This window comes from Nostoc cycadae WK-1 (genome assembly GCF_002897135.1).
GTDB lineage: Bacteria > Cyanobacteriota > Cyanobacteriia > Cyanobacteriales > Nostocaceae > Nostoc_B.
Map to the genome: position 1 here is coordinate 51,252 of NZ_DF978424.1, position 25,446 is coordinate 76,697.

Here is a 25,446-nt window from a genome sequence, read left to right on the forward strand (position 1 = left end):
GGGATAAGGGAGTAGGCAGTTTTGATGATTTACCACTCCCAACTCCCAAATCTCCATCCACCATTCTCCATTTCCCAATTATGATTACAGATGCTGAAATCCGCGAACAAGGTTATGTTTATTTTCTATCAGAAGCCCCAGAATTGTTACAAACAATTGAGCAAGAGCTTATAGGTTTTGCAGAAGAGGATGGTAATAGAAAGAATAAAGTTCATGCTTTAATGCGGGCAACGCATACACTCAAAGGCGGTGCTGCTACTGTTGGACTAGAAGCAATTCAAATAATTGCCCACTCTCTAGAAGATGTATTTAAAGCTTTATATAATCCAGATATAATTATTGATGCTGATTTACATACACTCTTACTTAAATCTTATGAGTGTTTGCGTCTAGCCTTAACCGCAGAATTAACCAGCAGTGCCATTAATGTTGAAGAAATTATTGAAAGAGCAACTGATATTTTTACACAGTTACAAGAAAAACTTGGTGATGCTTTTGGTACGGATAATTACATTCCAACTTCTCAAGAATTAGGATTTGATGTTGTTCGGTCAATCTTTGAAGTAGGAGTCCAACAACGCATTGAAAATATTAGTGCAACTATTAATCATCCTCCCAATGATGAAGAATTTAGAGAGTTTTTAACCTCCCAAGCAGAAGTATTTCTTGGCTTGGCACAATCTCTAGATTTACGTGGATTAGCAGAATTCGCGCAAACAATTATGGCTGCGCTGCAAGCCAACCCTGCTGAAGTTCAGCAAATTGCGAAACTGACGCTGCAAGATTTACAAGCAGTACAGACAGCAGTATTATCAGGCGATCGCACTTGTGTTGATATAATATCTCCAGCTTGGCAAAATCTCACACAACTAGTTAAACCAGAACATTTATCTCCAGACGTTCAAGATAATTCACCTACTTGCCATTTACTCAAAACTGCGGAAGAATTTTACCAATTTTTAACTATCTCTAGCAACCACAATCATCAACAGATTCAGCCAACAACAGCTAAATTTTATCTCAAGTTAGTTCAATATATTTTGAGTTGGTTTCAGCATCAGAGACAGATACCTAAGCAAGAACTTAATTTATCTCTACTCATTCCCAAGTTAGATACAGAGAATCAAATAAATTATATTGAAAACTGGTTAAAAGAATTTTTAAATTTTGTGCAGAATCAAGAAGACAGTTATAGTCTTTGCTTGTATCGCCACGGAATTATTTTAATTGTGTTACTTGCAGTTGCTAAATTTGAGTATAGCAATGATAAAAGTGAGAGCTATATTCTTTTAACCAGAAAATTGCAAAAACAAATTCTGATATTAGCCAAAGAATATAAAAATTATCCACCTGTCAATAGTCAAGAAAAGAATTGGTTAGATCATCCAAGATTACAAAGTATTTTAGTTGTTGATGAAATATCAAAACCTATTTTTGCTGAGACAGATAACTTTTTAGAATCTATCTGGGGAGGAGAAACGGCAGATGGAAATATTCAAAATGAACAATTAGTTAAAATTACTGAACAAGTTAAAGAACAACCAAGTTTAGAGCTAGTCACAGAAACAGAAAGTAAGATTAATAAGCTAGAAGATGAAAATATTCATCTGAACAAAACTCAACATTCACGCCAAGCTTCATTTGTCCGTGTTGATGTTGAGGGATTAAGAAACCTCAATTACCTAGCAGGCGAATTGCTAATTCATCAAAAGAAACGCACCCTTCATGATGAACAACTACAAGAAGTAGTTGAACAATTATCAAAGCAGCTTGGTAGACATCAAATATTATTAAATCAGTTAAAAGATTTACCACTACAGTTGCCAAATATTACTAATCAATCCATACAAAATTTTGCAGCAGTGGAATTTGACTCACTGGAAATGGATGTATACACAGAATTTAATTTATCACTACACGCAGCACTAGAAGAAACTCTACAACTACAAGAAACTACAGAATCTCTGGATTTAATTATTAAACAAGCCACTCAAGTAAGTGATCAAAAGCAAAATTTAGTTTTTACTATTATTGATAACTTGGTAGAAGCCAGGATGTTACCTTTAGGTGATATCTTGCATCGTTTTCCTTCAATGGTCAAGAAGTTAGCCAATCTTTATCATAAAAATGTAAAATTACAACTCACTGGTACAGAGGTGCTAGTTGATAAAGCGATCGCCGAAAAACTGTATGATCCACTATTACATCTAGTACGCAATGCTTTTGATCACGGGATAGAATCTCCCCAAGTACGTCGGGAACAGGGTAAGCCAGAACAAGGTTTAATTACAATCCGAGCATATCATCAAAGTAGCCAAACTATTATTGAAGTTCAAGATGATGGACAAGGATTAAATCTGGAAAGCATTCAGAAAAAAGCTATTGAGATGAATCTTGCTACATCTAATGAAAGTAAATCAGAATTATTAGATTTGATGTTTGCGCCGGGATTATCTACGGTTGAACATGTGAGTAAAATTTCCGGACGCGGTATAGGATTGGATATTGTGCGTTCTCAAATGGAAGCGCTTCATGGTTCGATTTCAGTCCAAACTTTACCGCACCAAGGTACAAAATTCACACTCAAAATACCTTTTTCTATGACTACTGATCAATTGATGCTAGTTCAAGCGGGAGGCGTTGTTTATGCACTATTGCTAGATAGTGTGGAAAAAATTGTCATTCCAGCCCCGCAACAAATTAGGGAATTTGAAGGTAAAAAAGTTTTACACTGGAATACAGACCAAGATGAAACTTTAATCAACTTACATCCACTTTCTGAATTAATAGCTTATAACTGTTCTTCTGTTAAGAGTAATAGCTTCAATAATATACAAACTACTCTTGACACAAGATTGATGAATAATCCTGTGTTAATACTCAGGTGTAATCAGAGTATTTTTGGATTAGAAGTTGACCAAATAATTGGTGAACAAGAACTAGTAATTAGACCATTGGGAAATGCGATCGCGCCACCAAAATATGTTTACGGTTGTAGTAGTTCTGCTAATGGTAATCTCATTTTAGTGATTGATGGCGCTCTACTGTTAGAGTCTTACAATATACAAGCCGCGCCTGAACTTACAGTGCTACCAATGGTTACACCTCATCAAGCCGCTTTGCCAATATCTGAAGAATCTATATCTAGTAACTCAAATGCTCAAGAAATACCATTATCTGAGCCAGTAGAAGCTATTTATCAAGCCCCAAAGGTAGTTTTAGTAGTGGATGATGCTATTAGTTTGAGACAAACTCTCTCTCTGACTTTGCAGCGAGATGGCTATCAAGTAATTCAAGCACAAAATGGTATAGAAGCTCTAGAACAGCTACAAAAATATCCAGATATTCAAGTGATTATTTCCGATTTGGAAATGCCCCGAATGAATGGATTTGAACTATTAACCAGTATTCAACAAACCCCAAAGATTGGTAAACTTCCTGTAGTAATTTTATCGTCTCGTAGTGCTGAAAAACATCGTCAATTGGCTCAAGAACTTGGTGCTAAAGCCTACTTAACTAAGCCTTATTTAGAACATGAATTACTCTCTACAATTTCATCTTTAATTAAGAAAAAAGATGTGGCAAATAATTTGTTAATGGAATTAACTTGTTAAACTTTTGGAAAGATAGAATAGGATGGCGCAAATTTTCATCCTGTTTCCTATTTCCTTTCTCTATGAAAGAAATTAATTTTATCTAACCGCCCATTTTTAACCAACTAAAAATTTGATTAACAGTTAGTCTTAGTTCAATTTCTGGTAGAATGGGTAAAGTATCTTCTCCTTGAAATAACTCTGGTTGCTGTTCTGGTAAAAAGACAAGAACACTCAGGTCATCAGGATCAAGAAACCATCCCAAACGACTACCAAATTTTAAACAATATAAAATATTACCAATTACTTTGTTTGGTTTTTGTTCTGGGGAGAGAATCTCTATTGTCCAGTCTGGTGGTAGTTCAAAGTTATCTGGTACTTCTCCATTAATAGTTAACGGTATTCTGCGCCATTGAAACACTGCTACATCTGGTACAATTGAGCGATTACCAAAACTACACCGTAATTCAGGAAATGCGTAAGCAATTTTTGGCTTTTCAGCAATTTCATTGACTGCACTACATAGTTTACCTTGTAAACGGCTATGTCTCCCTTTTGGTATTGATTTAGGTATAATTTCTCCATTAATATATTCCAAGCTCGGCTTAGTTTCTGGCAGCTTGAGAAACTCTTCTAAAGTTAGAGCTTGAGTTGGAGCAATATTCATAGCTGTGTAAATTTGGGTTAAATGTCTATAGATTTAGTTTATCGGCTTGGTGTTGGTTCACCAAATTTAATTAAAAAGGCGATCGCTACACTCACCGCTAAAATTAATGACATACTCAATGCGGAACCAAAACCCCAATTTTGAGTAACTCCCAGGAATTGGTTGTAAACTAACCGCGCTGCTGTCATACTCGAAGAGCCACCCAAGAGTTCTGGGTCAATAAAATCTCCTAAACCTGTAATAAAGACGAGAATTGAACCAGCCGTTATTCCTGGTGAAACTTGGGGTACGGTTACTTTCCAAAAAGTCTCGACAGGATTTGCACCTAAATCAGCAGCAGCTTCTAGTAAGCGTTTGTCTAATTTTTCTAGAGAAGCATATAAAATTAAAACCATGTAGGGCAATAAGCTGTAACTCATACCAATGAATACAGCAGGAATGCGGTTAAGTAAGTCTAAAGTTGGTAAGCCTAAATTACTCAGAATACTATTTAATAAACCAGTTCGACGCAAAATTGTAATCCAAGCGTAAGAACGGAGTAGAGAAGAAGTCCATAAAGGTAAAACAAAAGCTAATAATAGTAAATTACGCCATTTTTTTGGAGCGATTTGTGCTAACCAATAAGCAACCGGAAAACCTAAAATTAAACAAATTATAGTTGTACCCAAGGCTAACCAGAGCGATCGCAAAATAACATGCAAATAAAGCGGGTCAAATATCCGTATATAATTCTCTAAACTACTGGGATTGACTAAATCTCCAGGTCTAATATTGGGAACTAAACTTAGCTGAAAAATTATCAATGCTGGTAGTACTAGTAATAATAGTAACCAAATACCTGCCGGGGCTAGTAAGACTAAGGGTTGTAGAAAGTTAAATGTAGGCCGATGTAATTTTTCAATGTTGGGAATCTCATCGGTATGATTAATTGAAGAAGACATATTTCTTATGAATACAAGTTTAAAATTTGACTTGGGAAACTTATAAGCCTTTGTTTTATTTGTCTTAACCGCTAGTTAATTGAGTCCAGTAGCGCTCATAAACTTCCTCAAAGTCACCCAGAGGAGTAATCCGTTCACACTTTTCTAAAAGGGCGGCTTCAGGAAATAAATTTTTATTATCTTGAAGTTTTTTGGGTAATTGTTCAAATCCAGCACCATTAGGAGTAGAAATATTCAAATTTTGACTAATCATTGCTGCAACTTCAGGTTGCAAAACAAAGTTAATCCAAGCATAAGCACCATCAATATTTGGGGCGCTGTTGGGTACGACAATTGTATCAGTCCATAAGGAAGAACCACTGCGAGGAATCACATATTTAAATTTAGGATTTTCTTTAATCACCCGAATAGCATCGGCTGAGTAACACATCGCTAATAGCAAATCTCCCGCCAGAATTTGGTTTTGCCAAGCATCAGTATCAAAGGAGGCGATCGCAGGTTTTAATTGCTGTAATTTGTTATATGCTTGTTTCAGTTCCTCTTCCTCTTTAGAGTTGTAAGAATAACCTAACATTCTTAATACTGCACCCATCACCTCCCGTACATCATTGAGTAAGGTCATCCGCTTGTTGAGTATGGACTGATTTTGCCAGAGATAATCCCAATCTTCTGGCGCTGTTTGCAGAACTTCAGAATTGTAAATTAACCCTGTAGTTCCCCAATTGAATGGTAAACTATAACGATTATTGGAGTCATAACTAGGATTTTTAAATTGCGGAAATAAATTATCTAAACCAATTAAGCGATTATGATTTAATTCGATTAATAAATTTTTCTCTACCATCTTCTGTACCATATAGTCAGAAGGGTAAATTACACTGTAAGCACCACCACCTCCAGCTAAGAGTTTGGCTAACATCACTTCATTAGAATCATAAGGATCTACAAGCACTTGCAGCCCTGTTTGGGTACTAAAAGTTTGGAGTAATTTTTTGTCGGAATATTGTGTCCAAGTATAAAGATATAATTTGTCACTATGAGTAGATTTTGTAGCCGCACGGACATTAGCTAATTTCCAACCACAACCAGTTAAAGATAAGCTAGAAAATGCTGCTATTTTTTGTAAAAAGTTTCTTCTTGTCATTAGTCAAGAGTCAAGAGTCAATAGAGAGTAGTTTAAAAATGGCATACTTAATTAATTTTCAGGTATATTGCCGATTGATTTGAGGTAAGCGTTTAATTGTGGTGCTAGTTCGTTAATCATACGTTTGAGTGTTTCTACTTGTTCAACTGTTAATAAATTACGGCAATATGCTCTTCTTAGCCAATGTTGAGTTTCATTCAGCGAGCCTCTTGCCATTCTGACAAAGCGTTTATTATCTTGATAACTACCTCTGCCAACTCCCTCTGCTATATTTGCCCCAATACTATCTGCTGAACGTACCATTTGTGTACCCATTGTATTTTTGGCAAACATATCCCATTCATTAACTATTTGCCAAATTTCATCAGATAATTTTTCTGATAATTTATAAACCCGTAATTCTTTAAAATACTTGCTAGACATCGCATCTGTATAAACATGGACTATTGACCATTGACCATTGACTATTGACTAATAGCCAAACAATCACTTTCTGCCCATAAAACGTAAATTGGTGTGTCTCTGTCTGGCAAATTACCAAAGGTATTAGGTTGCAAAACGCTGATATTTATCCCATTAGTTAATTCCACCACATAAGTAACATGGGTTCCCAAATACATAACGTTAACTAGTCTGCCTTCAAAGGAATTACTTGGTAAATTAGGCGGATATAGTGATAGTTGGATTTTTTCTGGGCGCACACTTACCACTACTGATTGAGACAATTCTATTGGTGTGTCTTCATAGCGGGTAACTATGATTTTCAGTCCGGTTTTGGTGACAACTTGTATACAATCAGCTTCGACAGCAGCAATTTCACCACTAAATAAATTAGTATCACCAATAAAATCAGCCACAAAAGCTGTTTGGGGACGTTCGTAAATTTCGCTGGGAGTACCAATTTGCTCAATTTTGCCTTGATTCATCACCGCAATGCGATCGCTCAAAGACAATGCTTCTTCTTGGTCGTGAGTAACTAAAATAAAGGTTAAGCCTAACTTTTTATGCAGGTTTGATAATTCAACTTGCATTTCTTTACGCAGCTTTAAATCTAAAGCGCCTAAAGGTTCATCTAACAGCACAACAGTCGGATGATTCACTAACGCCCTAGCTAATGCTACCCTCTGCTGTTGACCACCAGAAAGTTGATTGGGAAAGCGCGATCGCAAACTTTCCATTTTGACGAGTTTTAAGGCTTCTGTAACTCGACTTTCGATTTCTGATTTGCGAATTTTTTTTAAGTGCAGTCCAAAGGCGATGTTATCCCAGACATTCAAGTGATTGAACAGCGCGTAACTTTGAAATACAGTATTGACTGGGCGGCGATAAGGCGGAACATTAGTCATAGACTGACCTTGAATCAGTACTTTACCTGCATCCGCTGATTCAAATCCCGCAATTAAACGTAATGTTGTGGTCTTACCACAACCGGAGGGGCCTAAAATACTAAAAAATTCTCCTTTGCGGACATCTAAATCTATTCCATGTACGGCTGGTTCTTGCTTGAAAAACTTAAACACGTTACGTAGTTCCACATCGAGTGGCTGAAACGACGTAATCCCCCTCTGATTCTGCACAACAGATTGAGCCATAATCCTCAGTAGAATGCTGTGATTTAACCTGATTTTCCGTGAATGTAGCCTATTAAGCAGACTTAAATAACACTTTGGTTTATTGTATCCGCCAAAAACCCCAGATCGGGAATATACGTTTGCGATTGTTACAAGCTTAATATCAAGTGTAAGATTCGGGCATTCTATACCAAGCATCTGAATTGCAGAATTTCTATACTCTTAGGAGTTGGAGTCGGTAGTGGGAATATTATTCAATCTAAAATCTAAAATCTAAAATTATTTGTTCTATGGCTTTATTTCCATCATCTTTACCGAATAGCAGAAAAGATACACGGACTGTTGGACGTGGTATACAGTCAATCTTCTTGATTGGATTCACTTTATTGACGCTGGCGGGGATTGAAGCACGGTTAGCATATTTACAAATCGTGGAAGGATCTCAACTGCGGAAACGTGCCGAATCTAACCGTGTCCGCACCATTCTGAAACAACCAGAACGAGGTAATATTTTTGACCGCAATGGTAAGCTGTTAGCCACTACCCGATATCCCCATTCTGTATACTTATGGCCGCTGGCACATACTAAGCCATCTTGGTCGGTGGTGGGGCCAAGATTATCCCAAATTCTGGGTATCCCACAAGAAGAAATGGAACATAAGCTAGATGCAGCTGGTGCTAACTCTGCTTCCCTGATTCGGATTGCGCGTGATGTCAGCGAAGCCCAAATTACAGCTTTAAAAGAGTATGAAAATGAACTAAAAGATGTAGAAATTAACACCGATGCGGTGCGCTACTATCCACATGGTCAAGAATTAGCTCATGTACTAGGTTATACAAGAGAACTGACACCTGATCAGTTGAAAGATAAGCAAAAAGAAGGCTACCGTCTGGGTGATGTCATTGGTCAGATGGGCATAGAAAAGGCCTATGAGAAGACTTTACGCGGCGAATGGGGTGGTCAGCAGGTGGAAGTGGATGGTGCAGGTCGCCCAATCCGTATTTTGGGAGAAAAACAAGCCAAATCAGGTAGAGATTTACATTTAACGATAGATTGGGAACTACAAAAAGCAGCAGACAAAGCTTTAGGTAAGTATCAAGGTGCAATTGTCGCCCTTGATCCCAGAAATGGTGCAGTTTTAGCGATGGTATCTCATCCTGGGTTTGACCCAAATATTTTTTCTAAGCAAAAACTCTCGCAAAAAGATTGGGAAAGTGTACAAGGTAAAGACCATCCTTTAGTAAACCGGGCTTTAAGTGCTTTTCCTCCCGCAAGTACTTTCAAAATTGTCACCACAACGGCTGGCTTGGAGTCGGGTAAGTTTTCCCCTGGAACAGTGCTGCAAACCTATGGTTCCTTGACTGTTGGTGGTGTGACTTTTGGGGAATGGAATCATGCAGGGTTTGGGCCTTTGGGATTTCCTAGGGCGATCGCTATGAGTAGTGATACATTCTTTTATCAAGTTGGTAAAGGTGTTGGTGGCCCGACTTTAATTGCATGGGCGCAGAAGTACGGTTTCGGTCAAAAAACTGGAATTGAGTTCCCCAGTGAAGAATCTAGGGGTTTGGTTCCCGATGAAAATTGGAAACAAAAAGCTTGGAAAATTCCTTGGACTGTGGGCGACACAATTAATATGTCCATTGGTCAAGGCGCTTTGCAAGTGACACCACTACAATCAGCAATTATGTTTTCTGTTCCCGCTAATGGTGGGTATCGTGTGAAGCCTCATTTGTTGAAAGACAACGAAGAAGCAAAAAGCTGGCGTGAATCTTTAGATATGAACCAGTCAACTATTAACGTTCTGCGGGATGGACTACGGAAGGTAATTACTGAAGGTACAGGGAAACGCTTAAATCTGCCAACCATCGCCCCATCATCCGGTAAGAGTGGTACAGCCGAAGCCGGTGTGGGTCGGCCTAATCATACTTGGTTTGGTGCTTATGCCCCAAGCGATCGCCCAGAAATTACCGTTGTCGCCTTTGGCGAAAATTCCGGGGATCATGGTGGTACAGTCTGCGGGCCAATGGTTTTACAAGTATTGGAAGCGTATTTTCAGCATAAATACCCCGGTAAGTACCAAAAACCAGAATCAGCAAATTCTCAAAACGCTAATGGTGTTAACGGTGATTAATCATCAATCAATGTGATATTTAGGGGTGTGAGGTATATATCTAAGCAAAACCCTTACGCCCCTATTCCCAATTCTCCTTTTGATACGATTCCAAAATTCCACTACGAATCATCAATTGTGGCCAAATAAATACAAAAAAGCTCATCCAAGTCAGTACAGGAATGGACACCAGAATTGTTAGCCAAATAATTTTAAATAGTAACCAGCTTCCACTAATCAAAATTATAGTTGTCAAGATTATAGACCAAGGCTGACACCACCAAGGTTTGTAGTCCCAAGGATTTAAAGGCTTTTGTTCAGGCATAAAACATCATAGACTGCGTGAATCAAACAGGGATGAGGGGCTAGGGATTAGTGTTTTTCAAAACTCAATACTTTTCTTACTTTACACCCCTACACCCTTACACCCCTGTGTTGTTTAATCAACCATTCACAATATATTGCGAATTAATCGCCGCTACACGGCCAGCATCAACCAAAGCTTGATAAACCATCACCGCTACTTCCGCCCGTGTCGCATCGCGGGTAGGGTTGAGTTGCTTCAAGTTAGGATGATTGACGATAATTCCCTTGTCTATAGCTTTTGCTACTTCATCTTTGGCATAGTCAGGAATTTTAGCTTGGTCATCGAAAATTTTGATCGCGTTGGCGACATTCCCATCTGTGCCTAGTTCGAGTCCATTGACCAAAGAAACCAGAACTTGCACACGCTGAATATTTTGGTTAGGGCGGAATGTATTATCAGGGAATCCAGAGAGAAATTGACCTTGATATGCTTGCTGAATTACTTTAGATGCCCAGAAGCTGGCGGATACATCTTTAAATTGGGCTGCTGCACGTTTAGATGATGGTGCAAAAGCTTTGACAATTAATGCTGCATACTGCGCCCTGGTCATCGTTGCATCTGGTTTAAAGGTGCGGTCTGGAAAACCGTTAACTATACCTTGTTTGACTAATTCCCGAATAAAGCCCACTGCCCAATGATTAGCAATATCGGTTAAATCTATAGGGCTGGGTGTGGGTGTTGGGGTCGGTACAGGGGTCGGTGTGGGAACTGGGGTTGGTACAGGAGTAGGTGTCGGTGTAGGTGTCGGTGTCGGTACAGGGGTCGGTGTCGGTACAGGGGTCGGTGTAGGTGTAGGTGTCGGTACAGGAGTAGGTGTCGGTACAGGAGTAGGTGTCGGTACAGGAGTAGGTGTAGGAACGGGTGTGCTGGCAAACTGGATATTACCGCTGACTTTGCTAGGGTCAATTTGATTACCAACGGAAATCAGTTGATTAGAACTGGCATTTTGTAAATCGAATTTAGCGTTATTGCGGAAAATATTACCTCCAGGACTGGAAGCACTGCCTAAATCTGGTAGGGCAGTAGAAATTACAGTCAGACCATCGTCGGTATTATTTTCACTGACATTGTTGCGTAGTACGGGGCGGGCGCTACCAGAAACTACTATGCCAGAACGATTTTCGGTAAATTTGTTATTTAAAAGTGTGGGTGAGGCTGTATCACTAATAGCAATGCCAAAGCCTGTTTTAAAGCAGGTGTTATCTTGAATTTGACCTTGGGAATTTTTAGCGATCGCAATTCCATTGGCAGCATTTTCTGTAAATACATTACCTTGAATTACTGGGTTAGCATCACCAGTAGCGAATACTCCCTCACGTTTACAATTTTTGAAGGTGCAATTGGCAATAGTCGGCGTAGTTGATTCCGCCCAGACACCACTACCACGACTGGCTGGGTTTGTCACACTCACTCCCCTGAGTGCAGCACCATCTAGCATGACAAAGGTAACGTTTTGAGCAGCAAAAGTCCGGCTGAGGTAAGTACCACTACCTTCAATTAAAATACTGCTGCCTTTGTTAGCTTCGTTACCAACTACTTTCACACCAGACGGAATGGTGAGGGGAAAAACTTCTCCACTAGCGACGCTGTAATTTCCATCCGTTAGTTGAATTGTAGTGTCTGGCGTGGCAACTTTCAGAGCTTGGGTAATTGTTTTAAAAGGCGCTTGTTGGCTACCAGAGTTATTACTATTTCCGGTTAAAGGATTTACGTAAAAAGTTTGAGGCATATTTATACCGCTAAAAAATACATAGTCATACTATTAGCGTTAACTTTGCGAATGGCTAGTTATCGCTAAAATTTGCAACATTGACTACCAAATTTAGTGGATGAATTCCAGAAAAGCTGCTATTTGCTACTTATTTTACCTTGATTGGCTCATTACCAAATTCATCAAACTATCCAACAGGCGATCGCGCGATAAGTCCATGAGTTCTTTGCCGTACAGCATTTCCTGTATAATTACGTAAGAAACTAGGGAACCCATGAAAATATGGGCGATCGCTTCTGGATCGGTAATACCTAATTCGGGATGGGATGCAAAATACTGACTCAGCAACAACCGACCGCGTTGTACAACTGTTTGGTTATAAAGTTTGGCGAGTTCAGGAAAGTTTTGTGCCTCCGTAATAATCAAGCGCAACAGTGCCAAATAATCAGGATTTTCAGCAACTTTTGTTAAGTAAGTTTCACCAACCTGACGCAATAAACTTTCAGGTTCGCCGTGCAGTTCTGTGTTAGAAAAAATACTTTGAAAACAAGTGAGCGTTAATCGTTCCATCAACGCTTTAAATAGTCCTTCTTTATCTCGAAAGTGACTGTAAATCGTTTGTTTAGCAACTCCAGCTTCTGCACTTACTCTATCCATACTGGTTCTGGCGTAACCTTCTCGCAAAAATACTCGAATCGCTCCTTGCAAGATTTGCTCTTGTTTTTGCGTAATTGCAGGTAACACAGTTTCCAGTTGAGAAGTAAAGGAGTTAGGCATGAAAAGTAAATTTTTTTGCTAATCTCTTGCCGTATCATACTGGACAGTCTAGTATGATGACCAAAATATTTTGACAATCCAGGATGCTACTATGACTCAGACTACCCCAATCCCGCCGGAAAGTCTTACAAATGTCCCAGTATCCAAGCAACAGCGACGCAAGAAACCAATTCCTTTACTGGTTGGAGGTTTGCTAGTCATAGGTGGTATTAGTTACGCAGTCTGGCATAGTCAACCCCAAGGTGCGATAAATATACTGAAAGTTAGCGGTCGGATTGAGGGTTATGAAACTGAGATTGGGGTAAAGCGTTCTGGCAGAATTGAGTCAATTGCCATGCGGGAAGGCACAGCAGTCAAAAAGGGACAAGAATTAATCACAATGGATGACAGCGATGACCAACTCTTGCAAGACCAATTGCGTGGTGCAGAAGCTAGGATAGCATCGGCTGAATCGGATGCACAACAAGCAATTTCTGATGTTGAGCGAGTAGAAAGAGAAATTCAAGAAATTACCAGCCAAATTAACGAAGCCAAACTGAATGTGCGCCAGTCTCAAGGCGATACCCAAGGACGAATTGAACAAGCACAATCGAACGTTGCAGCCGCTAAAGCCCAGTTAGTGCAAGCACAAGCCCAAGTTAAACAAGCCGCAGCAGAAGTAAATTTAGCGCAAATTAACCGCGATCGCTATGCCAAACTAGTCAAAGAAGGCGCTATTAATCAACAACAATTTGACCAAGCCCAAACCACCCTCGATACAACCATAGCCACCTTAGAAGCAAGACAAGCCGCAGTTAACGCCGCACGTCAGCAGTTAAGCGCAGTTGAAGGGGCGCTAACGCAAGCTAAAACCACAGGCTTCAACCCTGATATTCGCAACGCCCAGTTAACAGCTTTATTCAGAAAGCAGCAGCAAAGTTATGCCCAATTGAAATCTGCACAAGCTAAAGTTAAATCTGCACAAGCTAAAGTCAAAGATACCCAAGCCGCAAAACAACAAATCCTCACCCAAATAGCCGACTCTAAAAAAGATTTAAACGTCCTCAGCCCTATAGATGGCGTAGTTACAGCCCGGAGTGCCGAACCAGGGGCAGTAGTTAACAGCCAAACAAAGATTTTGACAATTGTTGACCCCAAAACATTGTATTTTCGCGGTTTCATTCCCGAAGGCGATATTGGCAAAGTGCGCTTAGGACAAACCACAAAAATTCTCCTAGATTCTGCACCAGAAAAACCCTTACAAGGCAAAGTCATTGCCATTGATCCCCAAGCTTCCTTTACACCAGAGAATATTTATTTCCAAAAAGATCGAGTCAGACAAGTAGTCGGAATTCGCGTCGAAGTCACAAACCCAGATGGTTGCTTTAACCCCGAAAATCCCTACGCCCAATCAGATATACCCTGCGCCAAAATTGGGATGCCGGCTGATGCAGAGATTGATTTGAAGGCAGGAGGCAGGGGGCAGGAGGCCGGAGGCTGAAGAGAATAAACCTCTGGTAAAAATCAGAGTTTGTTTATTCAACAAATAACTCTCTTAAAACTCTCTCTGCGCCTCTGCGTCTCTGCGTGAAAAATTATGAAACAGCCACTCACGATCTCACCACCATCATCCAGCCCCACCACAACCGCCATCAAAGTACAAGGTTTACACAAGCACTACGGCAACTTAGCCGCCGTTCGAGGAATTGATTTCAGCGTCCAGAAAGGTGAAATGTTTGGGCTAATTGGCCCTGATGGGGCGGGTAAAACTAGCACCTTTCACATCTTGGGCGGTGTGATGGAAGCAACCGCAGGGGAAGTGCAGATATTTGGACAGCCTGCGCGAGATGCACGGTTAATGACTGGATATCTTACTCAACAATTTTCCCTGTATTTAGATTTGAGTATTGATGAGAATTTACGTTATGCCGCAGGTTTACGGCAAGTAGCAGATGATTTGTTAGTGCAACGCCGCCAGAAATATTTAAAATTAATGAATTTAGATAAATTTGGCGATCGCTTGGCGGGACAATTATCTGGCGGAATGAAACAAAAGCTGGCGCTGTGTTGTGCTTTAGTTTCTCAACCAGAAGTTTTGTTATTAGATGAACCTACCACTGGTGTTGATCCCGTTTCCCGGCGAGAATTTTGGGATGTGTTAGCTGAACTTTCCGCCGAAGGGATGACAATTGTCGTGGCGACACCTTACCTCGACGAAGCCGAACGCTGTCACCGCGTAGCTTTGATGTACACTGGGCAAATTCATGAAATTGGTACACCCGCAGATTTACGCGCTAACTTGGGTTTGCATCGCTTAGAAGTGCGAACTGCAAATTTAACAGCCACAGAAGAGATACTTTCCCAGACTGTACAGAATAATATTATAGATGTGCAGATTTTTGGCGATCGCTTGGATGTCCTTGTTCCCAATTTAGACACTGGAGAAACAGAAGTCCGCCAACTCTTGCAACAACATGATTTACCCACACCCCTCATTGAACGTGGCGAACCCACATTAGAAAACGTCTTCGTCACCCGCCTGCGTCAACAAGGTTCTGTACCACAATTTTTTCCTTTCCCTCGTTCGCGTAAAAGGGGAAGTGGGGCGTGGGGTGTGGAGAGTTGGGATGCAGGGGTGCAGGGGTTTAGGGGTGTAGGGGAAGGATTATTAAATACTCAGCACTCAGAAATAGCGATATACGCCCACAACCTGAGTCGGGTTTTTGGCAAATTCCAAGCTGTCAAAGATGTCAACGTTGAGGTGCGCTACGGTGAAATATTTGGGTTATTGGGTGCTAACGGTGCGGGAAAAACCACCACAATTAAAATGTTGTGCGGACTGTTAGAAGCCAGCGGTGGAGAAATTTCTCTGGGTGGTGAAACAGGAAATCTGCGAAGTGCAGACTTAAGGCGACGCATTGGTTACATGAGTCAAAAATTTACCCTCTATGACGACTTAACCATTCTGCAAAACCTCGAATTTTATAGCGGAGTTTACGGCGTACCGCGCAAACTTCGGCGGGAAAAAATTGATTGGGTGATAGCTACCTGTGGCTTAGAAGGACAAGAAAATCTCGTTACTGGACAATTACCTGGAGGTTGGAAACAGCGAGTAGCTTTCGGTGCTTCCGTGATGCACGAACCAGATATCTTATTTTTAGATGAACCCACATCAGGGGTAGATCCTTTAGCGCGTCGCCAATTTTGGAAATTAATTAATGACTTCGCCCGTAACGGAACAGCCATTTTAGTTACAACTCACTATTTAGAAGAAGCCGAACAGTGTAACCGCATGAGTTTTATGGTTGCAGGAGAAACTGTCGCCGAAGGTTCACCCAGTTCCATCAAAGCCTCCCAACCAGGACAATTAATCGAAATCATCGTCAACCAAAATCAAACAGCTTCCAAATTACTCAAACAACACTTTGATTCTTGGCGTATCTCGATTTTTGCCAATAGTTTACACGTTGTTCTCGACAACCCCGAACAGGAAATCAACCAAATAACGCAACTATTAAAAGCCAATCAAATTCAAGTTTATTCTCTCCGCCCCATACCCTTCTCTTTAGAAGATGCCTTTATTGGCATAGTAGAACGTTCTCAAACCTAAAAACTCCGCGCCCCTTTGCGTTTACCTCCCCACACCTTTGCGTTTAAAAAATGAAAAGAATCATCGCCCAATGTATTAAAGAAATAGCTCAATTCCGCCGCGATCACCTCACTTTAGCCTTAGCCTTTATCTTACCATTTATCACCCTAATTATTTTTGGTTTTGCTATCCGATTAGAAAGTAAAGATATCCCTTTAATTGTCCAAGATTTTAATCACACAAACCTCAGCAATAGCTATATTGAGAGATTATACGCCACCAATCAATTTATCCCAAAACAATGGTCGGGTGGTAATCCTATACGCGATGCCATAGATAAAGGAATTGCTAAAGCTGCCGTGATTATCCCCCCTGAATTTAGCCGTGATATTCAAGCAGGTAAAAATACAAGAGTACAAGTTTTAATTGATGCAACTGATGTGAATAATGCGCGAGTAATTAGAAATAGCATTCAAAGAGTTACAAACTTTTTCATGCAGGAGCATGGATTATTGCCACCAACTAATAGTATTACAGCTAGAATGCGTTTATGGTTTAATCCAGGCAGATTAGAATCACTTTATATTGTGCCGGGAGTGTATGGTGTTGTGCTGTGGATTTTTCCTTCCTTGCTGGCTGCGATCGCAATGGTCAGAGAAAAAGAAAAAGGTACAATTATTCAAGTCTACGCTTCCAATATTAGCGCCACTGAACTCTTACTTGGTAAAGGATTAGCCTACTTGTTAATTGCCATAATTGAAACCTTAATAGTCATGATATTAGGCTCAATTATTTTCCAAATTGGTATAGTAGGCAATCCCATAACTTTATTAATTGGAACTTTACTATTCTTAATGGATAGTGTACTATTCGGGTTACTTTTAGGAGTACGTAGTAGTAACCAAAATGCTGCCGTTCAAGGCGTTTCGCTCGTTGGGTTTATCACATCATTATTATTATCAGGTTTTATTTATCCCCTCAATAACATTCCTTTCCCTCTCTCATTAGCACCTAACATAGTGCCAGCGCGTTATTACATTGATATTACTCGTGATGCCTTTGTACGTGGTACAGGCTTTGCCGGAGTTTGGTTTGATTTAGTCATGTTGACAATCTTGGGTTTATTCTTCTTTAACGTATCGCGCCGAGTTTTAAGCCGAATGCAATTACCTAATTAATCTTTATCTTTATGCCTCTGTAATTCGTTAAAATTATGAAACTTCTCCAACGATTATTCAATAGCCCATTTTGGGCATTAGTCAGAAAAGAAATCAATCAAATCTTACGCAACAAGCAATTAATCGTTTTACTCATTGTTCCGCCTACAGTTCAACTATTGCTATATGGATTTATCCTCAATCCTGACGTGCATAACTTAAGATTAGGTGTCATCGATTATGCCAACGTCAGCGCCAGTCGTGAATTAGTTTCAGCCATGACATCCAATCGAATTTTTACACTTGAATCTGTACCAAGTAGTGAAAAAGATTTAAGTCGGCAAGTGGAAGAAGGCAAGCTAGATGTTGGAGTGATCATCCCCCCTGATTTCTCCCGTCAACTTACACAAAAAACAGCAGAAATTCAGGTATTTATTGATGCAGTAAATGCCAATACAGCCGGAATTGCGGGTAATTATATGAATCAAATTATTCAGCAATATAACTTGCATTTAACTCAAGCGAGAGTGAGTCCCCCAATTTCCCCAGAAGTTGTCTTTCTTTACAACCCCGGATTAATTAGTAGCTGGTTTTTTGTACCTGGAGTTATGGGTTTAGTTCTCACATTAATTGGCACATTAGTTTCTGCAATCACCGTTGTACGGGAAAAAGATACGGGGACATTAGAACAATTATTGATGACTCCGGCTGCTAACTGGCAGATTTTATTGTCGAAAATTGTGCCTTTAGCTGTTTTATTATTAGGAGATGTTTTACTTGCTTTAACTTTAGCAACAGTAGTATTCCACTTACCATTTCGGGGTAACTTTCTGCTGTTTTTTGCCTTGTCGAGTATGTATGTGTTTGTCGGGATTAGTTTAGGGATTATGTTGGCGACTATTTGCCGATCGCAACAACAAGTTGTACTTACATCTTTTTTTATTAATTTACCAATGGTACAGACTTCTGGTGCGATCGCACCAATCGAAGCCATGCCACCTTTTTTTCAAGTTTTGTCTCTACTCAACCCCCTACGTCATTACATCGCCATTGTCAGAGGCATTTTACTCAAGGGAGTTGGTTTAGATGTATTATGGATTAATGTTATGGCATTAGTTGCTTTTGCGGTTGTTTTATTAACTATTAGTATTAACAAGTTCCGCAGTCAATTAAGCTAAATATATTTCTCAACTTCTTGCATTGGTTGAATTTGCAACGTTTTTTTTATAGTAAAAAAAAATGTACTACCTTGATTAACTGTAGATTCCAACCAAATACTACCACCATACATTTCAACAATTTTTTTGACGATAGATAAACCGATTCCCGTACTTTCTGAATCGTCTGTAGTAGATAATTTTTGAAAAATCTGGAATATTTTTGTAAAATATTTTTCTTCTATACCAATTCCATTATCAGTCACACTAATTTGCCAATAATCATCTTCCTCTGTGCAATCAACTAGAATTTGTCCTTGAGGTTTATCTATAAATTTGATGGCATTACTCAGTAAATTCTGAAATACTTGTTCAAGTTTAACCTTTTCCCCATAAATTATAGGTAAAGGCTTAGTTATTTCGATTTGAATATTCTTGTTTGGTGCAAGAGTTTCAATTACATCTCTCACCAAATCATTTAAATCAATTTGAATTTTGTCTTCTCTAATTCTCCCAACTCTTGAATATTCTAAAATGCCATCAATCAAATTTTGTAACTTCTTAACCCTGTTGATAAGTCTATTAACTAAGCCTTTACCTTCTTCATCAAATTTATCTGCATAGTCATTTAATAACCATTCAGATAATAAACCAATTCCTCTTAATGGAGCTTTTAAATCGTGGGAAACTATATAAGCAAAGTCATTCAATTCTTGATTAGTATTTTTTAAGTCTTGCAATAATTTACTCATTCTTTCTTGAGAATTTTGGCGTTGCACAATCTCCATTTGTAGTTGTTTATTTGCTGTGGCTAGTTCAGCAGTCCGTTGTTCTACCAGTTCTTCTAAACGTTCTTTGTATTGGCGTAACTCATTTTCTACTAACTTACGTTCTGTAATTTCAATTTGTAACGCCTGATTTGCTGCTTCCATTTGGGCTGGACTTGGTAAAGCCAGTGCTTGTGGAACTAAAGGTATTAATGTTAATGCAGTGTAAAAAGAAATAATCGCTGTCAGTGCTTTTATACTTCCAGATAACCAATAGTAAGGATGCCAAAGTGTCCAAATTTCGATTAAATGAGTAGTGCCACAAGAAATAATAAAAGCACCGAATAAAATAAAAATATTTTTAAATGGTATATCTTGTCTTTTTCGGACAAAATATACCAGCATCAGCGGAATGGAATAATAAGAGAAAGCAATTATCGAATCTGACAAAATGTGTAACCATACTAACCCTGGCTGCCATAAGTAACAATGCCCATGTGGAATAAAATTGTCTGATAGAAAAGAATTAAAAAAATCTTCCACCTGCATACCCCCCATTCTTAGTTAAAGCTTTGTATCATAATTAGACTAAAATATTAGAAATAAATAATAATTTTTTATATTTTTCTAGATGCCCATAACTAAAGCTCCCAAATTTAGTTAAAATTTGGGAGCTAAAAATTTATAAGTTCACCGCAACGCCGTTTTACCTAAGTTTATGACCTGGTTAAACCAGGTGGGTACCGATGTTGCTCGTTTAAAGTTTCCGGGTACATGCCCGGTCTACTGCCACGATAACTGTTGGTTCCCTTTTCTTTAAAGACATAGATCAAAAAACTTGATGGCAGTCACCAACGTCGCAGTGCAACTAACTCATTATAGCTTTCTCAAACAACTTTTGTGTTCAATATAAAAATTCTCTGACCAATTTAACTGGGATACCAGATAGATTCGAGGGCGTGGGCGAGATTATTTGCCGCTGCTGGGTTATATTCATCTAGCAAAACCGTGACGTGTCCCAATTTCCGCCCAGGACGAGATGCGGTTTTGTTGTACCAGTGAACTGTCGCTTGGGGGATGGCGGCTAATTGTTGGCGCTGGGTTTGATAGTCACTCTCGGAATTTTCATATCCTAGTAGGTTAACCATTATCGCCATTGGACAGTGTAAACTAGGGTTGCCCAAAGGTAGACCACACACGGCTCTAAGGTGTTGTGCAAATTGGGAAGTTTCGCAAGCATCGATGGAGAAATGTCCCGAATTGTGGGTACGGGGGGCTATTTCGTTGACTAGGACTTGGCCATCTTTGGTGAGAAATAGTTCTATACCAAAAACGCCCACGGCTTCTAGGCTATTTAATAAAGTATGGGCGATCGCTTGACTTTGTTCTATTTGATTAAGTGTAATATCCGCAGGGGCTATAACTCGCCGACATACTTGCTGTTCTTGTTGGGTTTCTACCACTGGATAGATGACAACTTCACCATTTACAGAACGGGCGGCAATTACCGCTAGTTCCCGTTCAAATGGTATAAATTCTTCAATTAAAAACTGTGATTGATTTGCTATTTGAGCTAACTTTTGCTGTAAACTTGCTAAATCTTGGATAATAAATGTGCCTTGTCCGTCGTAACCATGACGGCGAGATTTTAAAACAACAGGAAAACTTAAAGCTTCTAGCTGAGAGGCTAAATTCTCTACATCATCTACGGCAAAAAATTGCGGAACAGGTAAGCCTAAATCTCGCAAATAACAACGCTGATGATATTTATCTAATAACGGCGATAAGGCTTCTAATCTCGGACGGAAGCAAACACCTTGATTAGCTAATAAAGATAAAGCATCGAGGTCAACAAATTCATTTTCAAAGGTGATGACATCACTTTTTTGAGCTAAAATTTCTGTGGCTTTTGCATCATCAATTGCCGCAAAAACTGTATCTTGGGCAATAGCTACAGCCGGATCAAATTTACTAGGAGTCTGTACAATTAATTCTACTCCTAGTTTTTGCGCTGCATCTCCCATCATCCAGGCTAGTTGCCCACCACCAATTACACCAACACGCTTCATCGACATCCTAAAGATTCACGAGTTTCTACGCCAGTTTTGGAATTTACTCCACTAGCTTGACTGCACAGTTCTTTGATTTGCGCTTTATCCAAAACTGCATCAGTGAAGTCTGCACCTTGAATATTTACATCTGTAAACAGGGCGCGAAGTAACAAGGCTTCTTTCAAAACGGCATCGCTTAAATCAGCCCCTGTTAAGTTTACCTGATCGACCATCGCATTGGTTAAATCAGCATGGTGAAGATTGGCTTTAGTCATTACTGAAGCACTCATGACGGCTCCACGCAAGTCAGCACCTGTAAAGTTAGCCATCTCCATATTCGCGTTAGAAAATTCCGCAGCTTGCAAAGTTTGTCCCGAAAAATCTCGTCTCGCTAACTCTGCATTACTAAATGACAAGGGATGAGTCCAGTCTACTGCAAGGGCGTTAAGAGGCAGGAGCCAGAAGGCAGAAGGCAGGAGCAAGAGGGTAAGAATAGTTATTACTGTGTAGTGATTTTTGCTCAGGCGAATCAGGCAAAATAAGAAAATTCCTAAAAGTAATGTTAATCCTGTTAGCCAAAACATATTGTTTTTTTAAGTATTGTAGATTACCTTAGCTTAACATTTTGTAACTTAAGTCAGGCGATCGCTAAATTATTCATGAGACATAAGATATCCAGCTTGGTTGCGAGTGAGTATCTAGAAACTACTAATATTCACTACAGCATCTGCTCACTTTTATATTTACAATTCTTGATTTTATAAATTGGATTTTGCGATATAAATATTCTTATTAAATAGAATTCAGAAGTCAAGATATCAGGATGAGTGGTAGATAAAGTAATGGGAGATTCGGAAACCCACACTTTCTTGTTGAGAAAGCCTGATTCTTATTCAACTTTATTCATCTATAAATAGAGTTATTTACATTTCTTTATGATGGATTTTCTAAGTAAAGTTTATTAACTTTTGCTGTTAACCTTAATTATCCCCTGTTAGTCTTCTTATTAAGGTGATTAGTCAGCGTTGCTTGAGCATATTGATTATCTGTCTGGAATGCTTGGCTACCTGCACAAGAGGAGAATTAACTTGAGTTTCATAATAGTTGCTTGGCACGTATAAAAAGATAGGAGGAAGGTGAAAGTTAAAGAGGTTACAAAATAGGCTTTTTAGCCTTCTCTAACAGTCGGATTATTTCTATTGCCACTTGTTAGTTAGAAACCTATCAGTTTATATTCAGCAACTACACAAAATTCGTAAGCAGCATTACACAAATGATGAAACATTATTCTCTGGAATGGATTGAGACTTGGTGCCAAGAAAATGGCTGGACAGAATTATTTGTTGAACGGCGGAATAATTATTGGGCATTTCCTCCAGGCGGAGTAATGCCAGAACCAATTCCATCTCATGTGTTGAGAGGAATTAAAGCAGAAAAAGGACTCACCTTTGAAGAAAGAATTTGGTCAATGTCAGCCGTAATTGGTACGGTTGTAGCTGTCGCAAGCACCTTTATACTTAGATGTCCAATGCCTTTGGTAGTGGCCTTTGCCTTTAATGCTGTAACAGTAGCTCAATTAGAATTAGAAGATGTTTAATCGGAATCAAAGGTCAATAGTGAGCCAGCGCGGTCTTATCGCAAAGGGAGAGGCTAACGCCCGCCGTAGGATGCCCAAAGGGCTGTAGGGGGTTTCCCCAATGAGCAACTGGGGTTAGCGCAGCGTTAGCGACGTTAGGAGCGTCACCCCGAAGGGGTCAATGGTAATAAAAGTTGACAAATGATTATTGACCAGATTCTTTGGAGATTTTTTCAATTTGTTGGGCAAAGTAAGATTCCTCATGTTTAAGTTGTTGAGCTAGTTGTAAGCCTTGTTGAAAGGCTGAGAGTGCTTGAGGATAGTCTTTTTGTTGTAGGTAAATTTGCCCAATTTGATCATAAGCTTGCATTAAGCCATAAGAGTTAGAAGTTTTTGCTTGGGTCTCGATGAGAATTTGACTTGTTTGTAATGCTGCGTCGATTTGTCCTTGGGAACGATAGAGGGCAATTAACTTTTGTAAAGCTTCCGCAGCTATAACAAATTGCTGTGATTCCCAAGCAGTTGTATAAGCTTGTTGATAGTTATTAAAAGCTTCTTGAATGAGGTTAGGGTTTTCTTTGGCTAAAGATTCATAATTAGCTGCGATCGCTAATTTTAATTGTGGTATTTTGAGAATATTTTCTGGGTCAGTATACAGTAAAGCTAACTTATTTAATGTATCGATAGCCTGTTGCGGTTGTTTGCCTTGCTGGTAAATATAAGCTAACTGTTTTAGATATGTTAGTTCACTGGTGCGATCGCCTCCAGCGGTAGCTATGTTAAATAATTCTTGATATGTGGCGGCAGCTTGAGGATAATCGAACCAAGCTAAGTTTAATTCTGCAATTATTTGCAGGGTTGATAACTCTGCGGTTTTATCTTGTTGCTGGCGTACCGCTGTCAAAATTTGATTGTAAACTTCCAAAGCATTTTTAGGCGATCGCACATTTTGATAAGCTTCACCTAAAGCCTGCAATAATTCTACATTTACGCCTTGTTTAGCAATGGTTTTTGGCGATAACGCCTGTTTTTGAATTGCTTGCAATCTTTGATTTATATAAAATAATTCTTGACGGTCGTTTTGATTCCACGCGATCGCACCTACCCTAGATAATGCTTGAATTTCGGGTATTGTACCCAAATAACGCCGCAAACGGATTTCGCGGTTCCAAATTTCCCACGCCGTTACCTTATCTCCAGCTTGCAATGTCGCCGTTGCTTGTTGATTTAATTCATTCAATGCAGTGTTTAACTGTATTTGTTCTACCAGAGTTAACGGTTCTTTATTTGCAGAACTTCGCACCAGAGGATCAGGTGTAGTAATTTCTAAGGGACTGGGGGGAAATTTATCTGCTTGGTTAGGGTCTTTAGGTGCAGCCAGTGTGAAAGAGTTATTTAATAATATAGAAAAAATTGCGATCGTACATAAGCGCCTGAGCATAAATACTTTACCTTACCAAAATTGGACGAGAATTAGTTACTAGCTCAATAATGACGACATTTTTCTAAAAATTCTCCAGACGCTAATAGATTTGTTGCAACATTAGGGTTGAAGTAACATCAAGCATTTACAAATAATTCATAGTTCTGCTTCACAAAATTTCATACTTTAGACTTCAGACTTCATACTTCATTAAAATACTCAAAGAGATTTTTAAACAACGAAAGATAATCTATAAATGACAAGCTCTACAGATATTACTACCTTAGCTCGATGGATGGCGGCTGATTTTAGCAACCAAGCTCAGGCTTTTGAAAATCCCCCGTTTTATGCACATATCCGCGTGTGTATGCGTCCCTTACCTTTGGACTTGTTATCAGGGGTAAGTTTTTTTGTAGAACAAGCTTATGACTATACCCTGAATGACCCCTATCGCTTGCGGGTGTTAAAGTTGGTGAATGTAGGCGATCGCATTCAAATTGAAAACTACACTGTTAAACAAGAAGAAAAATTTTACGGTGCATCCCGTAACCTAGAACTCCTCAAAACCCTCACAGCCGATGACTTAGAAAAATTACCAGGCTGTAACATGATTGTCGAATGGACTGGTAATAGCTTCAAAGGTACTGTAGAACCAGGGAAAGGCTGTATTGTGTTTCGTAAAGGTCAAAGAACTTACTTAGATAGCGAATTTGAAATCGACGGCGAGAAATTTATCAGCCTTGACAGAGGACGCGACCCAGAAACCGACGAACATATCTGGGGTTCCGTCGCCGGGCCATTTTACTTTGTCCGGTGGGCAAGTTTTGCCGATGAAGTTAAGTGCTGAGTGCTGAACGCCGAGTAA

20 protein-coding genes and 1 other RNA gene are annotated in these 25,446 nt (G+C 39.4%); 8 read left to right on the forward strand and 13 right to left on the reverse strand.

Annotated features, from left to right (window positions below; translation table 11 throughout):
- Positions 1-80 precede the first annotated feature (80 nt).
- Complete coding sequence (locus tag NCWK1_RS06645) at positions 81-3,614, forward strand: hybrid sensor histidine kinase/response regulator (RefSeq protein WP_103124175.1); 3,534 nt, start codon at positions 81-83, stop codon at positions 3,612-3,614.
- A gap of 82 nt (positions 3,615-3,696) precedes the next feature.
- On the opposite strand, the gene NCWK1_RS06650 is transcribed toward NCWK1_RS06645, so the two are convergent.
- The 5 genes from NCWK1_RS06650 to NCWK1_RS06670 form a co-directional block, all read right to left on the reverse strand.
- Entirely contained in the window at positions 3,697-4,260 is a 564-nt protein-coding gene (locus NCWK1_RS06650; RefSeq protein WP_103124176.1) for a Uma2 family endonuclease, read from the reverse strand.
- Positions 4,261-4,298: 38 nt separating this feature from the next.
- Positions 4,299-5,201: an ABC transporter permease gene (locus NCWK1_RS06655; protein WP_096576358.1), complete on the reverse strand. Its 903-nt coding sequence runs from the start codon at positions 5,199-5,201 to the stop codon at positions 4,299-4,301.
- A 64-nt stretch (positions 5,202-5,265) separates the two neighbouring features.
- Positions 5,266-6,345: an ABC transporter substrate-binding protein gene (locus NCWK1_RS06660; RefSeq protein WP_103124177.1), complete on the reverse strand. Its 1,080-nt coding sequence runs from the start codon at positions 6,343-6,345 to the stop codon at positions 5,266-5,268.
- Positions 6,346-6,396: 51 nt separating this feature from the next.
- The gene (locus NCWK1_RS06665; protein ID WP_103124178.1) at positions 6,397-6,768 is read right to left on the reverse strand and encodes a four helix bundle protein; all 372 of its coding nucleotides are present in this window, start codon (positions 6,766-6,768) and stop codon (positions 6,397-6,399) included.
- Positions 6,769-6,809: 41 nt separating this feature from the next.
- Positions 6,810-7,937 carry an ABC transporter ATP-binding protein gene (locus NCWK1_RS06670; RefSeq protein WP_096576352.1) on the reverse strand — a complete coding sequence of 376 codons (1,128 nt, stop codon included), beginning with the start codon at positions 7,935-7,937 and terminating at the stop codon, positions 6,810-6,812.
- Between the two features lie 269 nt (positions 7,938-8,206).
- On the opposite strand from NCWK1_RS06670, the gene mrdA reads away from it, so the two are divergent.
- On the forward strand, positions 8,207-10,048 hold the full coding sequence (gene mrdA / locus NCWK1_RS06675; RefSeq protein WP_103124179.1) for a penicillin-binding protein 2: 1,842 nt from the start codon (positions 8,207-8,209) through the stop codon (positions 10,046-10,048).
- Between the two features lie 61 nt (positions 10,049-10,109).
- On the opposite strand, the gene NCWK1_RS06680 is transcribed toward mrdA, so the two are convergent.
- From NCWK1_RS06680 to NCWK1_RS06690, 3 genes are all read right to left on the reverse strand, one after another.
- Entirely contained in the window at positions 10,110-10,352 is a 243-nt protein-coding gene (locus tag NCWK1_RS06680; RefSeq protein ID WP_103124180.1) for a DUF6737 family protein, read from the reverse strand.
- A 118-nt stretch (positions 10,353-10,470) separates the two neighbouring features.
- Positions 10,471-12,123 (reverse strand): DUF1565 domain-containing protein, encoded by a 1,653-nt coding sequence (locus NCWK1_RS06685; protein WP_103124181.1) that lies wholly within the window; start codon positions 12,121-12,123, stop codon positions 10,471-10,473.
- 135 nt (positions 12,124-12,258) lie between these two features.
- The gene (locus NCWK1_RS06690) at positions 12,259-12,882 is read right to left on the reverse strand and encodes a TetR/AcrR family transcriptional regulator (RefSeq protein WP_096576344.1); all 624 of its coding nucleotides are present in this window, start codon (positions 12,880-12,882) and stop codon (positions 12,259-12,261) included.
- A 91-nt stretch (positions 12,883-12,973) separates the two neighbouring features.
- Here NCWK1_RS06690 and NCWK1_RS06695 point away from each other — a divergent pair, with 91 nt between their 5' ends.
- The 4 genes from NCWK1_RS06695 to NCWK1_RS06710 all read left to right on the forward strand — a co-directional run bounded on the left by NCWK1_RS06695 (position 12,974) and on the right by NCWK1_RS06710 (position 18,785).
- Positions 12,974-14,362 (forward strand): HlyD family secretion protein, encoded by a 1,389-nt coding sequence (locus tag NCWK1_RS06695; RefSeq protein WP_103124182.1) that lies wholly within the window; start codon positions 12,974-12,976, stop codon positions 14,360-14,362.
- Positions 14,363-14,458: 96 nt separating this feature from the next.
- Positions 14,459-16,471, forward strand: a complete 2,013-nt coding sequence (locus NCWK1_RS06700; RefSeq protein WP_103124183.1) for an ATP-binding cassette domain-containing protein — start codon at positions 14,459-14,461, stop codon at positions 16,469-16,471.
- A gap of 50 nt (positions 16,472-16,521) precedes the next feature.
- Positions 16,522-17,628 (forward strand): ABC transporter permease, encoded by a 1,107-nt coding sequence (locus NCWK1_RS06705; RefSeq protein ID WP_103124184.1) that lies wholly within the window; start codon positions 16,522-16,524, stop codon positions 17,626-17,628.
- A gap of 35 nt (positions 17,629-17,663) precedes the next feature.
- On the forward strand, positions 17,664-18,785 hold the full coding sequence (locus NCWK1_RS06710) for an ABC transporter permease (protein WP_103124185.1): 1,122 nt from the start codon (positions 17,664-17,666) through the stop codon (positions 18,783-18,785).
- Here the strand turns inward: NCWK1_RS06710 and NCWK1_RS06715 are convergent.
- The 4 genes from NCWK1_RS06715 to NCWK1_RS06730 all read right to left on the reverse strand — a co-directional run bounded on the left by NCWK1_RS06715 (position 18,782) and on the right by NCWK1_RS06730 (position 22,166).
- The gene (locus NCWK1_RS06715) at positions 18,782-20,080 is read right to left on the reverse strand and encodes a sensor histidine kinase (RefSeq protein ID WP_103124354.1); all 1,299 of its coding nucleotides are present in this window, start codon (positions 20,078-20,080) and stop codon (positions 18,782-18,784) included. The two genes, NCWK1_RS06710 and NCWK1_RS06715, sit on opposite strands and share 4 nt — an antisense overlap.
- 137 nt (positions 20,081-20,217) lie before the next feature.
- Positions 20,218-20,400, reverse strand: a non-coding RNA gene (gene ssrS / locus NCWK1_RS06720) — 6S RNA.
- Between the two features lie 60 nt (positions 20,401-20,460).
- Complete coding sequence (locus NCWK1_RS06725; RefSeq protein WP_103124186.1) at positions 20,461-21,600, reverse strand: 5-(carboxyamino)imidazole ribonucleotide synthase; 1,140 nt, start codon at positions 21,598-21,600, stop codon at positions 20,461-20,463.
- Positions 21,597-22,166: a pentapeptide repeat-containing protein gene (locus NCWK1_RS06730; RefSeq protein WP_103124187.1), complete on the reverse strand. Its 570-nt coding sequence runs from the start codon at positions 22,164-22,166 to the stop codon at positions 21,597-21,599. Before NCWK1_RS06730 ends, NCWK1_RS06725 begins: the two co-directional genes overlap by 4 nt.
- 689 nt (positions 22,167-22,855) lie before the next feature.
- On the opposite strand from NCWK1_RS06730, the gene NCWK1_RS06735 reads away from it, so the two are divergent.
- Positions 22,856-23,179, forward strand: coding sequence for a slr1957 family protein (locus tag NCWK1_RS06735; RefSeq protein ID WP_187308075.1), 324 nt, complete (start codon positions 22,856-22,858; stop codon positions 23,177-23,179).
- Positions 23,180-23,363: 184 nt separating this feature from the next.
- Here the strand turns inward: NCWK1_RS06735 and NCWK1_RS06740 are convergent, their stop codons facing one another.
- Positions 23,364-24,599, reverse strand: a complete 1,236-nt coding sequence (locus NCWK1_RS06740; RefSeq protein ID WP_103124189.1) for a tetratricopeptide repeat protein — start codon at positions 24,597-24,599, stop codon at positions 23,364-23,366.
- A 238-nt stretch (positions 24,600-24,837) separates the two neighbouring features.
- Here NCWK1_RS06740 and NCWK1_RS06745 point away from each other — a divergent pair, with 238 nt between their 5' ends.
- On the forward strand, positions 24,838-25,428 hold the full coding sequence (locus NCWK1_RS06745) for a chromophore lyase CpcT/CpeT (protein ID WP_096576324.1): 591 nt from the start codon (positions 24,838-24,840) through the stop codon (positions 25,426-25,428).
- Positions 25,429-25,446: the final 18 nt, after the last annotated feature.

What these genes read in the sequence shown, in the direction of transcription:
- mrdA (WP_103124179.1), top strand. Translation starts at nt 8,207, where the DNA reads ATGGCTTTATTTCCATCATCTTTACCGAATAGCAGAAAAGATACACGG.
- NCWK1_RS06740 (WP_103124189.1), bottom strand. Translation starts at nt 24,599, where the DNA reads ATGCTCAGGCGCTTATGTACGATCGCAATTTTTTCTATATTATTAAAT.
- NCWK1_RS06670 (WP_096576352.1), bottom strand. Translation starts at nt 7,937, where the DNA reads ATGGCTCAATCTGTTGTGCAGAATCAGAGGGGGATTACGTCGTTTCAG.
- NCWK1_RS06660 (WP_103124177.1), bottom strand. Translation starts at nt 6,345, where the DNA reads ATGACAAGAAGAAACTTTTTACAAAAAATAGCAGCATTTTCTAGCTTA.
- NCWK1_RS06655 (WP_096576358.1), bottom strand. Translation starts at nt 5,201, where the DNA reads ATGTCTTCTTCAATTAATCATACCGATGAGATTCCCAACATTGAAAAA.
- NCWK1_RS06685 (WP_103124181.1), bottom strand. Translation starts at nt 12,123, where the DNA reads ATGCCTCAAACTTTTTACGTAAATCCTTTAACCGGAAATAGTAATAAC.
- NCWK1_RS06690 (WP_096576344.1), bottom strand. Translation starts at nt 12,882, where the DNA reads ATGCCTAACTCCTTTACTTCTCAACTGGAAACTGTGTTACCTGCAATT.
- NCWK1_RS06735 (WP_187308075.1), top strand. Translation starts at nt 22,856, where the DNA reads ATGATGAAACATTATTCTCTGGAATGGATTGAGACTTGGTGCCAAGAA.
- NCWK1_RS06645 (WP_103124175.1), top strand. Translation starts at nt 81, where the DNA reads ATGATTACAGATGCTGAAATCCGCGAACAAGGTTATGTTTATTTTCTA.
- NCWK1_RS06705 (WP_103124184.1), top strand. Translation starts at nt 16,522, where the DNA reads ATGAAAAGAATCATCGCCCAATGTATTAAAGAAATAGCTCAATTCCGC.
- NCWK1_RS06710 (WP_103124185.1), top strand. Translation starts at nt 17,664, where the DNA reads ATGAAACTTCTCCAACGATTATTCAATAGCCCATTTTGGGCATTAGTC.
- NCWK1_RS06650 (WP_103124176.1), bottom strand. Translation starts at nt 4,260, where the DNA reads ATGAATATTGCTCCAACTCAAGCTCTAACTTTAGAAGAGTTTCTCAAG.
- NCWK1_RS06745 (WP_096576324.1), top strand. Translation starts at nt 24,838, where the DNA reads ATGACAAGCTCTACAGATATTACTACCTTAGCTCGATGGATGGCGGCT.
- NCWK1_RS06680 (WP_103124180.1), bottom strand. Translation starts at nt 10,352, where the DNA reads ATGCCTGAACAAAAGCCTTTAAATCCTTGGGACTACAAACCTTGGTGG.
- NCWK1_RS06695 (WP_103124182.1), top strand. Translation starts at nt 12,974, where the DNA reads ATGACTCAGACTACCCCAATCCCGCCGGAAAGTCTTACAAATGTCCCA.
- NCWK1_RS06700 (WP_103124183.1), top strand. Translation starts at nt 14,459, where the DNA reads ATGAAACAGCCACTCACGATCTCACCACCATCATCCAGCCCCACCACA.
- NCWK1_RS06730 (WP_103124187.1), bottom strand. Translation starts at nt 22,166, where the DNA reads ATGTTTTGGCTAACAGGATTAACATTACTTTTAGGAATTTTCTTATTT.
- NCWK1_RS06725 (WP_103124186.1), bottom strand. Translation starts at nt 21,600, where the DNA reads ATGAAGCGTGTTGGTGTAATTGGTGGTGGGCAACTAGCCTGGATGATG.
- NCWK1_RS06715 (WP_103124354.1), bottom strand. Translation starts at nt 20,080, where the DNA reads ATGCAGGTGGAAGATTTTTTTAATTCTTTTCTATCAGACAATTTTATT.
- NCWK1_RS06665 (WP_103124178.1), bottom strand. Translation starts at nt 6,768, where the DNA reads ATGTCTAGCAAGTATTTTAAAGAATTACGGGTTTATAAATTATCAGAA.